The sequence below is a fragment of the Exiguobacterium sp. EA-TM-5 genome, assembly GCF_053878415.1.
This window is the reverse complement of record NZ_CM132670.1, coordinates 1,695,215-1,710,307: the sequence shown is the minus strand read 5'-3', so window position 1 is coordinate 1,710,307 and position 15,093 is coordinate 1,695,215. Positions and strand designations below refer to the sequence as shown.

The window sequence follows — 15,093 nt, the reverse complement described above, 5'->3', positions numbered from 1 at the left end:
GATACCTGTCCATTTTCGTTCGTTACGTTTTAGACATACCATTTGCGGGCATGTGATGATATATACATTTTCTGTTGTCACTTACGCTTCGTCATTGAAATGCAACGATGAGTCCGATACAATGACATATAGATGAGAACAGCGTGTTTCAATAATGTTTTCGTATAGAGAGGAGACCGTTCAATGGCTAAATTTACGATTGTCGACAAAGATACATGCATCGCATGTGGTGCTTGTGGAGCAGCGGCACCAGATATCTATGATTATGATGATGAGGGTTTGGCGTATGTCATTCTTGATGATAACAATGGTACTGCCGAAATTCCAGAAGCATTATTCGACGATATGATTGATGCATTCGAAGGATGCCCAACGGATTCAATCAAAGTAGCAGATGAATCATTCGAAGGCGATGCGTTAAAATTCGAATAAGTGAATAAAAAAAGATGTTTCCTCGCGAAACATCTTTTTTTATTCACTCTTTTTCGAACTCGATGAATGGTCATGTTTTAAAAAACCGGACGTTGCCGATTGGCAATGTCCGGTTCTTGATTGGTAAAATTTTAGCGTTTTCCTTTGATATACGGTATACCAACTGCTTTTGGCGCATCCGCACGACCAACGACACCAGCGAGTGCCAAGATCGTCAATAAATACGGTGCAATCAATAGATAAACTTGTGGAATCTGATCAAGTAAAGGCAATTGCTGACCAATGATTGAAATCGCTTGAGCGAATCCGAAGAAGAGCGCAGCTCCCATCGCACCAAGCGGATTCCATTTTCCGAAGATCATCGCAGCGATTGCGAGGAACCCTTGACCGAGGATCGTCGTGACACTGAAGTTCAATGAAATGGATGTTGCGTAGACAGCACCGGCAAGACCACCAAAACCACCAGAGATCATGACACCGATGAAACGCATCTTCGTAACGTTAATTCCCATCGTGTCCGCTGCCATCGGGTGTTCCCCAACAGAACGAAGACGAAGACCGAATGGTGTCTTAAAGATGATATACCACGCAACGAAGGCAAGAACGATCGCGATATACGATGTGTAATAAACGTTCGCAAAGAACATTTTCAAGACCGGAATGTCAGACAAGAATGGTACGTTTTCTTTCGAGATACGGTTTGGAATCGAGTCTGTCTGTCCTTTTTCATAAAGCGCACGGACAAGGAAGATCGCAAGACCGACTGAAAGCAAATTGATTGCCACTCCAAGAACCGTTTGGTCTGCACGGAAAAGGATTGCTGGAATCGCAAGGAAGAGCGAGAAGACCGCTCCGACGATGATTGCGATCAGCATCGCTAGCCATGGGCTCGCAGCACCTAATCCCATTTTTGATAGTGTTAACGCTGTGACAACACCTGTGAAAGCACCCATGACCATTAATCCTTCTAATGCGATGTTAACGACGCCTGAACGCTCACTGAAAATGCCACCAAGTGCTGCAATGATCAATGGAGCCGAATAGGCAAGTGCGATTGGCACGATGATATAAAGTACTTCAAGAAAACCCATTATTGACCGGCTCCTTTCGCTTTTTTAGATTCTTTCTTAACCGTGAACTTCTCAATGACGAGACGAATCGCGTAACCAGAAGCAACGAAAATGATAATGAACGCAATGATGATCTTAATCAATTCAGGCGGAATACCGATCTGTTGCATCGACAGACCACCGATGTTAAGTCCCGCAAACAGTAATGCCGCGAGAACGACACCGATTGGGTTATTCGCACCTAATAAGGCAACCGCAATTCCGTCAAATCCAACTCCTGTAAAGGATGCGTTTAGTGTCATGTTTTGGAATGTCCCAAGACCTTCCATCGCTCCAGCGAGCCCTGCAAACACACCTGAGATGACGAACGATAGGATGATGTTACGGTTAACGCCCATCCCTGCATATTCTGCAGCATTTTTGTTGAATCCAACTGCTCGGAGTTCATAACCAAGCGTTGTTTTCCACAAGATGAACCAGAAGACAAGCGCTGCGATGACTGCGATGAAGATTCCGTTGTGCAACCGTGAGAAATCAGTGATTTCTTGCAAGAACGGAGACGCAAGGGATGCTGATTCTTTTACGGATTCCGTCCGTTCGTTCGTAATTCCGATGACGTGACGTAAAATATCATTCGTAACATATAACGCGATATAGTTCATCATGATCGACGTGATAACTTCGTGCACGTGGAACTTCGCTTTTAAGATACCTGGAATCGAAGCCCAAAGTGCACCAGCTAATCCTGCACCGATTAATGCAAGCGGTAAATGAATCGCTGTCGGTAAATCAAACTCGATTCCGATCCAAACTGCGACCATCCACCCGACGAGTACTTGACCTTCAACCCCGATATTAAAGAGTCCAGTCCGAAAGGCAAACGCGACCGCGAGACCGGCAAAGATTAACGGAGCTGCTGCTCGTAATGTTTCACCGATACTGTATGGTTCGCCAAAAATACCATAGAATAACTGATCAAAACCGGCTATCGGATCGTATCCGCCGATGAGCATGACAATCGCCCCGACGACCATTCCAAGGATGATGGAAAGAATCGGAATGAGGATGCCGTAAAAACGCTCTAACTTCATGAATGACCTACCTCCTCTTTCTTACCGCCGGCCATCAGGAAGCCAAGCTCGATCTCATTCGTTTCTTTTGGATCCAAGAAGGCAACTGTTTTCCCTTCATAAAGAACAGCAATCCGGTCTGATACTTGAAGGATTTCTTCAAGTTCGAATGAAATCAATAGGACAGCGCGCCCTTTTTCACGTTCGAGAACCAACTGTTCATGAATAAACTCGATTGCTCCGACATCAAGACCACGTGTCGGCTGTGCTGCAATCAACAAATCTGGTGAACGATCGACTTCTCGCGCAATGATTGCTTTCTGTTGGTTACCACCTGACAAAGCACGAGCAAACGTCTCTGGACTCGGAGTTCGGACGTCGAACTTCTCGATGAGCGTTTTGGCTTTTTCCATGACTTGTTTATAGTTCATGATGCCCGCTTTTGAATACGGTTGTTGATAATACGTTTGCAAGACCATGTTATGCCCGATTGAATAATCGAGGACAAGTCCGTGTTTATGACGGTCTTGTGGGATATGACCGACACCAGACTCTGTCACTTTACGTGGTTTTAAGTTTTTGATTGATTTATTGTTGAGGAAAATCTCACCGCTGTCTGCTTTACGAAGACCTGTGATCGCCTCAATCAATTCTGTTTGCCCGTTGCCATCGATTCCGGCAATTCCGACGATCTCTCCGGCACGAATGTCGAGATTCAATCCATCGACAGCTTTGATGCCGCGACTGTCCTTGACGACCAAATCCTTGATGTCGAGAACAAGTTCTTGTGGATTTGCCTTGGAATACTCCGCATTAAAGTTTACTTCACGACCTACCATCATTTCAGCAAGACGGGATTGAGTCATCGTCTCATCGATATCGACCGTTCCGATATATTTACCTCGGCGAATCGTCGTACAGCGATCAGCTACTTCCATGATTTCCTTCAGTTTATGCGTGATGAGGATGATCGACTTTCCTTCTGCGATCAAGCGATTCATGATTTGAATTAATTCCTTGATCTCTTGTGGTGTCAAGACAGCAGATGGTTCATCGAAGATCAAGATATCTGCACCACGGTACAACGTCTTCAAAATTTCAACACGCTGTTGCATTCCGACTGAGATATCCTCGATTTTTGCATCAGGATCAACAGCAAGACCATACTGTTCAGAAATCTGGCGTACCTTCTCACGTGCAGATGCACGGTCGATCTTAATTCCCGCACGTGGCTCTGCACCTAAAATGATGTTTTCAGTAACAGTGAAATTTTGAACGAGCATGAAGTGTTGGTGCACCATTCCGATTCCTAGATCGTTCGCGACGTTCGGACTCGTAATATTGACTTTTTCACCACGTACACGAATTTCTCCAGCCTCAGGCTGATACAAACCAAATAAGACGTTCATCAGCGTCGATTTTCCGGCACCGTTTTCACCAAGTAAAGCGTGAATCTCACCTTTCCGAAGCTGGAGCGTGATGTTATCATTTGCGACGAAACTGCCAAACTCTTTTCTGATGTTTAGCATCTCAATGACGTATTCCAAGAAAATCCACTCCCATGTTTAGTTTAAAAGGGGGAGTCGCAATGCTAGCGACCCCCGCTTTCATTATTATTTCAGTGACGCTTCGTATTCTTTGTACTCGTCGTCTGTCGATGGGACTTTGATGTCGCCATCGATGATTTGTTTTTTGTACTCTTCGACTTTGTCGAGTGCTTCTTTCGAAACGTTGTCTTTCGAAGGTGCGATATCAACACCACCGTCTTTTAGACCGAACTCAACGACTTTACCTGCTGGGAAGTTGCCGTCTTTCGTATCTTTAGCGACTTGCTGGACTGCTGTATCAACACGTTTGACCATTGACGTCAATGTGACGTTCTCAGGCATACCTTCTTCGACTTGGTCACGGTCTACACCGATAACCCAAACGTCTTCACCGTTTTTCTTACGGTTTTTCGCTTCTGTGAATACCCCTTGTCCTGTACCACCAGCTGCGTGATAGATGACGTCGACTTTTTTACCGTACATACCTGAAGCGATTGCTTGTCCTTTTTCAGCAGCATTGAAGTCTTCTGCATATTGTACTTCGATGTCTGCATCAGGGTTGACTGCTTTAACGCCTGCTTTGAATCCACTTTCAAACTTTTTGATCAAATCAGAGTTAACGCCACCGACGAATCCGACTTTATCTGATTTCGTCGTCAATCCAGCAACAACACCCACGAGGAACGATCCTTCGTTTTCTTTGAAGACGATTGACGCGACGTTTGGCTTGTCGACAACCATATCAACGAGTGCAAAGTTGCTCTTTTTGAACTGATCCGCTACTTTACCGATGTCTTCACCCATCAAGAATCCGATACCGAGGATCAAGTCGTATTTAGCACGAGCTAATTGCTGAAGGTTTGGTTGGTAATCCGATTGTTTTGCAGATTGAAGATATTTGTAGCCAGTACCTTCTTTTAAGTCATTGTCTTTTCCGAACTTCTGGATACCTTCCCAAGCAGATTGGTTGAATGATTTATCATCCACGCCGCCTGTATCTGTAACCATACCTACTTTAAAGCCTTCTGATTTGCTACCGCTACCTGAATCTTTTGAATCGTCGTTGCCACCACATGCTGCAAGGACCGAACTCATTGCTAAACCTGTTGCTGCTAATGCGAGAAGTGACTTCTTTTTCATCTGGAAAATCCCCTTTCGAATATGGTCATACAAAGTTCAAGACTACGTCTAGCACCCGAGGCTGGCGATGAGGAGCGTTACGTAGGTTATGACGGAAAGCGCTTTCAGTATTCATCCTAAAACAATGGCTCACACACGTTTACGGATGACGTGGAAATCAAACTTATCTGCTCGGAAGTAGTTCGCTGAAAAAAGAACGGAACGATCGAGCTCATCATAATGCGTCTGGCGCAATGCGAGCAAAGGTTGGTCCGTATGTAATTGTTCAGCGATTTTCGGATCAATACGCGGCTCGATATGCGTCACGGCATGTGTGACACGTCGTCCGAGTTCTTTTTCTAGAGCATCAAATAATGATGTCGAAGAGGTGAACTGCTCTTCATTTTTAATATAATGGCTTGGAATCTTATCGATACAATAGACGACAGGAACATCTCCTGCGAGTCGGATTCGTTCGATTCGATAAACCAATTCATCCGGACCAAGTTGAAAGCGTTCTCGGTCGCGCTCAGTCGGTTGGACCATCTCGGATGATAACACTTCTGATGTCGGAATCATACCTGCACGTGCAATCATTTCTGTCACACTGTATAACTCCTCAATGCCAGAAGTAAACGGTGGTCTTGCATTGATAAACGTACCGACACCGTGTTTACGGATGACGATGTTCTCATCTTCAAGAATTCGTAATGCCTCTCGAAGAGTAGCTCGACTGACGCCAAGTTGCTTTGAAAGTTCAAACTCTGAAGGGAGCTTCTCGCCTTCCTTGTAAACGCCGTCATCGATGTCAGACTTGATTTTTTCAATCACACGTAAATAAAGCAAACGATGATCTAATTTAATCGACATGACGCATCTCCATCCTCTATCTAGTTGTAACCAGTGCTCAGACTTCTGACGTATGAGAACTCCAGCCAAGATAAGTATATGACGCCCAACACAATCCTGCAATCATTTTGTAACAGGTTAGAAGTCTGACTTCTGGCGCTTTTGTAACCCTTTTCATAACGCAATCAATAATGGAAGAAAATAGGGCATTCTACCTAAGAATGCCCTTTCTCTTTTCAACGCTTATTGCTCAGGTACTTCGATTTTTCCAGAAACGACATCCGCTTTTGCTTTTTCAAGCACCGTCATCGTCTTCTTCGAAATTTTTTCTGACGGAACAACATCAACGCCATCTTCTTTCAGACCATAACGAATCGTTTTTCCACCTTCGAGTTTACCGTCTTTCGCTGCGTTTGCTGTATCTTCGACTGCACGATCAACACGCTTAATGACAGATGTCAATGTTACATCTTCAGGCATACCTTCTTCTTTTTGGTCACGATCGACACCGATAACCGAAACATCTTCACCATTTTTCTTACGATTCTTCGCTTCTGTGAAGACACCATTTCCTGTCCCACCTGCTGCTGGGAAGATAATATCTGCTCCTTTACCGTACATACCTGCTGCGATGGCTTGACCTTTTTCTGGCGCTGCGAAATCTTCAGCATACTGAACATCAATTTTAATCTTCGGATTGACGGATTTAGCACCTGCTTCGAAACCAGCACGGAACCGCTCGATAACGTCCATCTTCATTCCACCAACGAAACCGATGTGATCTTTTTTAGTTTCCATTGCAGCAACGATCCCCGCGAGATACGCTCCCTCATTTTCCTTGAATGTAATCGACGTGACGTTTTTTCCTTCAACGACGTTATCAACGATTGCAAATTGTGTGTCTTTAAATTGATCCGCAACTGTTTTGATATCCTCATTGAACGTGTTCCCGATTCCGAAGACTAAATCTTCTCCACCACGAGCAAGACGTGATAAATTCGGCTGATAATCTTGTTGTGATTTAGATTGTAGATAAGAGAAGCCTTCGTTTTTTTGAAGTTTGTTGTCTTTTCCGTATGCTTGAAGTCCTTCCCAAGCTGATTGGTTGAACGATTTGTCATCGATTCCACCCTTGTCTGCTACCATTGCAACAGAGAATTGATCTTTTTGATCGGCTTTCTCACCAGAACCACCACAAGCAGCAAGACCAACCGTTGCTACTGACATCATCGATACGATCACGTGTTTCTTCTTCATCTTATCCATCTCCTCTACATTTATGAGAGCGCTTTCATTATCTATTTGTGAAAAAGTCGCTCCCAGACCTTAGTCAAAGGTCGGTCTCTCATATGACTGAGTATGCCAAAAAGTCTTTCGAAAATCAACAGACGTCTGACAACTATTTTCATGAAAGCGATTTTATTTTTGTTTGATTCTAGATTTTTCCCATTCATTTCTATTTATACAAAATCATCCTCTGTTTTGATCCTTTATATTTTTATATGAACGAGGTTCTCCTTCTATCAAGCCATTATTCTAAAAAAAGAAAAGGAAGTCCCGGAATAATCCGTGACTTCCTTTTCAATCGATCAACGTCCCATGACACGACGTGGTTTCGATCCCTCAGACGGACCAATCAATCCGTTTTCTTCTAACGCATCGATTAGACGGGCTGCGCGGTTATAACCAATCCGGTACTTTCGTTGAATCATTGAAGTCGATGCCGTCTCTTGGGTCAGAATGAACTGGACAACTTCATCATAAAGAGGATCATCGACTTCTGTTTCCCCTTCCGGTACATCTTTTGGAATCATCGCTTCAACGTATTGTGCCTTTTGTTGACTGATGACATGATTGACGACCTTCTCGACTTCTTCATCCGATAGGAAGGCACCTTGTACGCGGACGGGTTTGTTCATGCCGTTACCGAGTAACAACATATCTCCTCGTCCAAGCAACTTATCAGCACCTCCTGTATCAAGAATCGTCCGTGAGTCTGTCGCACTCGAGACACTAAATGCGATACGCGATGGAATATTCGCCTTGATGACACCCGTGATGATATCAACACTCGGTCGTTGCGTCGCGATGACCATATGAATTCCTGCCGCTCGTGCCATTTGTGCAAGACGCATGATCGCATCTTCGACTTCATTTGACGCAACCATCATCAAGTCTGCCAACTCATCGACGATGACGACGATGTACGGTAATCGTTGATGAACTTTTTCCTCTGCGTTCATCTTATCAATCAATGCATTGTAGCCTTCAATGTTTCTTGCTCCGTTTTGGCTGAAGATCTCATAACGACGTTCCATTTCTGAGACGACTTGTTTTAACGCCTGTGCCGCTTTTTTCGGATCAGTGACAACTGGTGCTAAGAGATGTGGAATCCCATTATAGACATTCAACTCGACCATTTTCGGATCGATCATCATCAGACGGACTTCATCCGGTCGTGCGCGCATTAATATCGAGACAATCATACCGTTAATACAGACCGATTTACCAGAACCGGTTGAACCGGCAACTAAGACGTGTGGCATCTTATTCAACTTTGCCGTTACCGTCTCACCAGAAATACTTCGTCCAAGCGCTACAAGTAATCGATCGCTATCCGATTGTACACTTTCTGCGCCAAGTACTTCTCGAAGGGAGACCATCGCGACTTCACGGTTTGGAACTTCAATCCCAACAGCAGCTTTCCCCGGAATCGGTGCTTCGATCCGAATATCTTTCGCCGCTAACGCAAGCGCTAAATCATCGGCGAGTCCAGTAATTCGACTAAGCTTGATGCCCTGCTTTGGTTCAATTTCATATTTCGTAACACTCGGTCCTAAGTGAATTTTTAAGACTTTCGCTCCAATTCCGAATGATTTTAAGGTTGCAATCAATTTCGTCGCGTTATCCTTTAGTCGTTTATTCTCACCCGATAAGTCTTTTGACGTCGGCTCGGCTAATAAATCAAGCGACGGCAGTTGATATCCATCTGGTGTCTCCGTCATCGTCAGTGGTCCTTGTGTCTCCGCTGCTTGCGGTTCAACATGATCAGCAAAACCAATGATTGGTACGTCTTGAATGTTGACCGAAGGATCCTCTGCTTCTTGTTCCGTTTCCACCGGTTCCTCGACAGTTGCCGGTCGCAACGTCTTCGGTTTTTTCTCACGGACCGGTTTCGGCGTCAGCTCTTTTTCGACACGAGGACGAGGTATCCGTTCACGATTGCGAAACTCTTCTATGCGTTCCCGAAGTCCGAGCCAGAGTTCTCCATAGAACGCTGGTCGAAGTAAATGAACGGCTGTCCCAATAAAGAACAGGCCAATCAAAAAGGCACCACTGCTTGAGATGTAATAGGCTGCGTTTTGATAAAGCCATCCGTTTAAGATACCGCGGGGTGCACCAAGTATCAAATCGATCCAGACAACTAAACCGATCAGTAACATCGACCATGCCCATTTTTGTGCGCGCGAAGCAGACGACAGTAGTAAGAGTAGGACAGCACCAATCCCTCCATATAATAAGGAACCAAACTGACCAATCAGTCGTTCTCCTCCGTCAGCTAGCGTCAGTCCGACTTTTCCGAACTCTCCAAAAGCGAGGAAGAAGGCAAGCAGTGAGACGATTGCGATGATGGTCGCATATGTACGATAAGCAATCGGCTGACGTTGTTTCTTAGCTGCCGGTCGTTTCCGTGGCGGCGTTTTTTTTCGTACGGGTTTTCGTTTCGTCGTCGCCATACGTCATCCCTCCTGATAAAAAAACGGCTCAGTGGACCAGGTATTGGTCAATCTGAGCCGCTTGTTTGTTAAATCTCCATGATGATTGGAAGAATCATCGGGCGGCGTTTCGTCTGTTCATAGAGATAAGCACTCAGTTTATCTCGAATCAGCGATTTCATTTCCGTCCAATCCAATTCTCCGTTTAATTTACCTTGCAGTTGTTTCGCAACGATTCGGTTCGCTTCATTAATCATATCCTCTGATTCGCGCATGTAGACGAATCCACGAGAGATGATTTCTGGTCCCGAGACGATCGTCTTGTTTTTCCGACTGATCGTAATGACACAGAGGACGACACCGTCTTGCGATAACAAGCGACGATCGCGAAGCACGATGTTTCCAACATCACCGACACCGATTCCATCAATCAAGACGTTACCAGCGTTAACTTTACGTGACATCCGTGCTTTTCGTTTCTCAAACTCAACGACATCACCATTTTCGATGATGAAGATGTTGTTTGCATTGACACCCACTGTTTGTGCTAGACGACTATGTGCCTTTTGCATCCGGAATTCACCGTGGATCGGTAAGAAGAATTTCGGTTTGATCAAGTTGAGCATCAATTTTAAGTCTTCTGCATGACCGTGACCTGAAACGTGCACTTTTCGTTGGTTATAAATGACATTCGCACCCGCACGGAATAATAGGTCGATTGTTTTCGAAACCGACTTTTCATTACCTGGAATCGGCGAAGCCGCAACGACGACGGTATCGTTTAAGCGAATGTTAACTTGCTTATGCGCGTTACGTGCCATTCGTGTCAAGGCTGCCATCGGCTCACCTTGCGATCCTGTCGTCAAGATGACGACTTGGTTATCGTCGAGGCGGTTGATGTCAGACAGATCAATCAGTGTTTTTTGTTTAAAGCGTAAGTAATTCAAACGCTGTGCCACTTCGACGTTGTTGACCATACTCCGACCGACGACTGCTACTTTACGATTATTCGCTTCTGCTGCTGCAAACACTTGTTGCAAACGATGAATGTTCGAAGCGAATGAAGCGACGATGACACGACCTGGTGCCTCATAGATGACATCGTTGAGTTCAGAACCGACGATCGATTCTGACCCAGACATCCCTGGTCGCTCTGCATTCGTCGAGTCAGACAGTAAGCAAAGTACTCCCCGTTGACCAATCGCTGCAATTTTCCCGAAGTCTGCCTGTTTTCCATCGACTGGTGTGTAATCGAACTTGAAATCCCCCGTATGGACGATGGCACCTTGAGACGTTTGAATACAAACCCCGACTGCATCCGGAATCGAGTGGTTGACCCGGAAGAACGTAATAAAATGACCTGCAACGGTTAATTTCGTCTTGGCATCAATTGGACGAAGATCTGCCTTTTTCAATAAACCGGCTTCTTTTAATTTGTGTTCAATCAAACCGAGCGTTAAACGTGTTCCGTAAACTGGTACCTTCAAGTCACGTAAGACGTAACTGAGTGCCCCGATATGATCCTCGTGACCATGGGTAATGAAAATCCCCTGAATCCGCTCTTTGTTTTCTTTTAAATAACTGATGTCTGGAATGACTTTATCGATTCCAAGCATCTCGTCTCCTGGGAACATTAATCCGGCATCGATGACGAAGATGTCCTCGTCGAGTTCGACGACGTACATGTTCTTCCCGATCTCACCGGCGCCACCAAGAGCAAAGACGCTTACTTTTTCCGTCTTCTTCTTTGACACAACATGACCTCCTATAATTCATATTCACTTTTCGTGAGCCGTCCACTTATCACTATCACTATTCTAGCCGAATTTTCACAATCTGCCAACAAAACGACTAGGAAATCTAAAAAAAACGTCATTCCTGCCACATTACTCCAGGAATGACGTTGATCATGTATTCAACAGGTCTTCGACTTCTTCCGTCCGTTTTGCTTTTTCCGAACGACTTGGACGTTCCCCATCCTTCAGTTCGTCAAGCGAATATCCGAACGTCATCTCGAAGTGTGGATAGTCGACGAATCGTTTCCAGTCGCCTCCCCATTCAAAACCAAGTGCTTTACCAATATCAGCGACTTCAAGCCAGTCACTTTTCCCTGACCGATTCCCATCGTACTCAAGATCATACGATATCTGTCCGTTCACCAGTTGTACGAAATCGACAGCGAGTCCATAATTATGCATCGATTCACCACCGCGTGCATTTGTGACGACTTCGCCTGCCTCAGAACGCCCCTGTTCATAAAGCGCGTTCTGTTGCTGAATCGAGCGGTACCCTTGCGTAATCTTAATATCGATATTGTAGCAAGAGTGGGCAACTCGGATCAGATCTTTTGCTCCTGCTTCAACAGCTGGGTGCAGACGTTTCAGGTTCGCTTCGCTTGCGTTAATCAATCGATTTTCACCCGCTTCGTCTCGTGGACAACTCTCGATTCCGAGCTCTGGCTGATCCATTAAAATCGTCGGCATCCGATTCATGGATGCCGCAAGAAACAATCCAACCGCAAACATCGTCAATAAAAACACGATCCAACCGAAGATTGTCCCCCGTTTCATCAGCGACGGAGTTTCTTCCGCAATTTTTGGAGAATCGGTAACCCTGTTTCAAGTAATAGATACAAGGGACGATTAAGCACGTAATCGAACTCACCAATCTTTTCGATCATCCGACTACCCCAACCTGATTTAAAGGCGTAGAGTCCCGCATAATGGTCGTCTGGATCGGTCGAACCGCTAACTCCACCGAAGTCATAGGAGAGCGCTCCATGTTCTTTCGCATATTGCATCATCGTCCATTGCATCAAGTGGTTCGGCATGAACTCCCGGTACTCGTTTGACGATGCGCCGTATAAGTAATACGAACGTCGACCAGCGAGCGTTAATAACCCACCAGACAAGATGACACCGTTTGGATGTTTCGCAGCAATCGTCATCAGTTCCGTCTTCGACTTCTCTGCTTTTTCAATTTGTGCTGTCGTCTGTTCCAAGCGGTTGTTTAAGCTCTTCAACTTCTTCTCAGCTGTTTCTTTCTCCAGCTGACGATGAATCTTCGAGAGTTCCTTATCCGCTTGAAGCAATAATGCTTCCGTGTTTTCAAGCGCACGGACGACATCAAGTTTCGTCAAGAACAAAACAGCGTCCCCTTGTGGGTGCAGATGATCGTACAGATTTTCGAAGTAATCCAGACCACGAATCGAGAAACCATCCCGCTCGCCCGTCTCGACCATCAGTTTCGCAAATGTTTTGAGTCCTTCGCGATCGACTTGTTCGCAAACGATACCTTTGCGTTCAGCAAGGCGGACATTATAGCGAAACTTCGAATGGAAACCATCGAAGATTTCTTTTTCTGTCCCTTCAAGACTCGTCTCCATCGTAAAACGTGGTTGTGCATAGTCAAAACCACCACCGAAGCCATTATGTTTAAATCCGAGGCCTTGCATCTCCTGTAACAGCCCAGGGTATTCTTCTCGCTCGACGTTTGGATCAAATTTAATCGCGATCGACTTGTGTTGTTTTGCGACACGAATCGCTTCGTCACGAAGGACACGGAGTGCGTCCGTATCCGTATAATCGACGACGAAACCACGTGGCGCATAACAAAGCGTAAACGGTAACTTCGGTACTTTCTTGAATAAGAGCAGCCCGACTCCGGCAATCTCACCGGAAGTCGTTCCGACTGCAATGCGTTCATGTGTCCATCCAGTTGCGCTCTTGACTTCACCCCACGCAGGAAGCTGAAGTAAATCGCCTTTTGGATGTGTTTTTACGAATGTTTCAAATTGATCTATGGTTACAACGATTGGTTGATAAGTCACTTCTGTTCCTCCATTTGCCGTATCATCTCTTTGACGATGACTTCCTCATCGAGAGGAATTTTCTCATCCTCAATGATTTGATATTTTTCATGGCCCTTACCGGCTAAGATGACGATATTGTCTGGTCGCGCAAGACGTGCTGCGTAACGGACTGCCTCTTCTCGATCGCCGATCTCGACGAATTGATCGTGAGTCATCCCTTTTGCAATGCCGGACGTAATCGAATCATATGCTTCATATCGTGGATCATCCGTCGTGATGACGACCGTTCCTGCATAGGTCGAAGCGAGTTCACCCATTTTTGGTCGTTTCGTCACGTCACGGTTTCCACCTGTACCAATGAGGAAAACAATCTTTTCCTTCGGTACATCGACAAGTGCTTTCAGACATTGTTCAATGCCATCTGGCGTATGTGCATAATCGACATAGACGTTATACCCTTCAATTGGCAAACGTTGCATCCGCCCTTTTGCCGGACGGATCGCTGAGATGGCTCCTGCAATCGTCGCTAAATCATATCCGCAAGACAAAAGGATTCCTGTCGCAAGCAATAAATTATAGACATTGAAGCGACCGATGAAGTTCGCCGTGACATCGACTTGTTCTTCCTTGTACAACATCGTGAATGTCGTTTGTTGAAGCGACTGATGGATGTTCGTCGCTCGAAGATCCGCCATATTGTCAATACCGTACGTCATGACACGAGCACCTGTCATCATCTCATACAATTCACTCGTCGGATCATCAGCGTTCAAAACTGCGACTTTTTCTGTCGTCAGCCGTTGTCCAAGTTGTGCGAATAACAACCCTTTTGCGCGCGCGTAATTCTCAAACGTTTTATGAAAATCGAGATGATCATGCGTTAAATTCGTAAATCCAGCTACGTCGTAATCAACACCTGTCACCCGGCCAAGCTCTAATCCGTGCGAAGATACTTCCATGATGACATCTTGGACCTCTTCTTCGTGCATCTGGTGGAGAAAGGCTTGCAGTTCAGAACTTTGAGGTGTCGTATTACGGCTTGGTACGACGCGGTCGCCAATCTTGACTTCAACCGTCCCGATGATGCCCGTCTTCCGACCAAGGTGCGCTAATATATCACGGACGATCGTCGTCGTCGTCGTTTTCCCATTCGTTCCTGTAATACCGATCATCCGCATCTTTTCAGAAGGATAATCATAGAATTTACCAGCCAACTCGGCAATGGCACGTGATGTACTGCGAACAAGAATGACAGGAATCGACACGTCGACCGGTTGTTCCGCGACAATTGCGACTGCTCCTTGTGCTTCCGCCTGTTTAACATAGTCGTGCCCATCAACAGTGTACCCTTTGATGGCAACGAACAATGTGCCCGGTTTAACATCCCGTGAATCGGTCGTGATGGACGTAACGTCCACCTCTACCATTCGTTCGATTTTTTGCGTCTGTATGACTTGAATCAGTTCAGCTAAATTCAAC

Annotated in this window: 12 protein-coding genes; 1 reads left to right on the top strand and 11 read right to left on the bottom strand. The window is 45.5% G+C overall.

What is annotated here, in order from left to right:
* The first annotated feature begins 183 nt into the window (after positions 1–183).
* The gene (locus ACV3PA_RS08730) at positions 184–432 is read left to right on the top strand and encodes a ferredoxin (protein WP_029342027.1); all 249 of its coding nucleotides are present in this window, start codon (positions 184–186) and stop codon (positions 430–432) included.
* Positions 433–563: 131 nt separating this feature from the next.
* Here ACV3PA_RS08730 and ACV3PA_RS08725 read toward each other — a convergent pair whose 3' ends face one another.
* The 11 genes from ACV3PA_RS08725 to ACV3PA_RS08675 form a co-directional block, all read right to left on the bottom strand.
* Positions 564–1,523 (bottom strand): ABC transporter permease, encoded by a 960-nt coding sequence (locus ACV3PA_RS08725; protein ID WP_053453750.1) that lies wholly within the window; start codon positions 1,521–1,523, stop codon positions 564–566.
* Positions 1,523–2,593 (bottom strand): ABC transporter permease, encoded by a 1,071-nt coding sequence (locus ACV3PA_RS08720; RefSeq protein WP_053453751.1) that lies wholly within the window; start codon positions 2,591–2,593, stop codon positions 1,523–1,525. Before ACV3PA_RS08720 ends, ACV3PA_RS08725 begins: the two co-directional genes overlap by 1 nt.
* Complete coding sequence (locus ACV3PA_RS08715; RefSeq protein ID WP_053453752.1) at positions 2,590–4,119, bottom strand: ABC transporter ATP-binding protein; 1,530 nt, start codon at positions 4,117–4,119, stop codon at positions 2,590–2,592. Before ACV3PA_RS08715 ends, ACV3PA_RS08720 begins: the two co-directional genes overlap by 4 nt.
* 66 nt (positions 4,120–4,185) lie before the next feature.
* Complete coding sequence (locus ACV3PA_RS08710) at positions 4,186–5,259, bottom strand: BMP family lipoprotein (RefSeq protein ID WP_053453753.1); 1,074 nt, start codon at positions 5,257–5,259, stop codon at positions 4,186–4,188.
* 129 nt (positions 5,260–5,388) lie between these two features.
* A complete protein-coding gene (locus ACV3PA_RS08705) occupies positions 5,389–6,108 on the bottom strand; it encodes a GntR family transcriptional regulator (protein WP_035407101.1) in 720 nt (239 codons plus the stop codon).
* A gap of 222 nt (positions 6,109–6,330) precedes the next feature.
* Positions 6,331–7,344 (bottom strand): BMP family lipoprotein, encoded by a 1,014-nt coding sequence (locus ACV3PA_RS08700; protein WP_053453754.1) that lies wholly within the window; start codon positions 7,342–7,344, stop codon positions 6,331–6,333.
* A gap of 332 nt (positions 7,345–7,676) precedes the next feature.
* Positions 7,677–9,824 carry a DNA translocase FtsK gene (locus ACV3PA_RS08695; RefSeq protein WP_053453755.1) on the bottom strand — a complete coding sequence of 716 codons (2,148 nt, stop codon included), beginning with the start codon at positions 9,822–9,824 and terminating at the stop codon, positions 7,677–7,679.
* A 68-nt stretch (positions 9,825–9,892) separates the two neighbouring features.
* Entirely contained in the window at positions 9,893–11,557 is a 1,665-nt protein-coding gene (locus ACV3PA_RS08690; RefSeq protein ID WP_023468670.1) for a ribonuclease J, read from the bottom strand.
* A 153-nt stretch (positions 11,558–11,710) separates the two neighbouring features.
* Positions 11,711–12,373 (bottom strand): M15 family metallopeptidase, encoded by a 663-nt coding sequence (locus ACV3PA_RS08685; RefSeq protein WP_456124459.1) that lies wholly within the window; start codon positions 12,371–12,373, stop codon positions 11,711–11,713.
* Complete coding sequence (locus ACV3PA_RS08680) at positions 12,373–13,632, bottom strand: lipid II:glycine glycyltransferase FemX (RefSeq protein WP_456124458.1); 1,260 nt, start codon at positions 13,630–13,632, stop codon at positions 12,373–12,375. The genes ACV3PA_RS08685 and ACV3PA_RS08680 overlap by 1 nt, the downstream gene beginning before the upstream one ends.
* A complete protein-coding gene (locus tag ACV3PA_RS08675) occupies positions 13,629–15,092 on the bottom strand; it encodes a UDP-N-acetylmuramoyl-L-alanyl-D-glutamate--2,6-diaminopimelate ligase (RefSeq protein ID WP_456124457.1) in 1,464 nt (487 codons plus the stop codon). Before ACV3PA_RS08675 ends, ACV3PA_RS08680 begins: the two co-directional genes overlap by 4 nt.
* Position 15,093 lies beyond the last annotated feature (1 nt).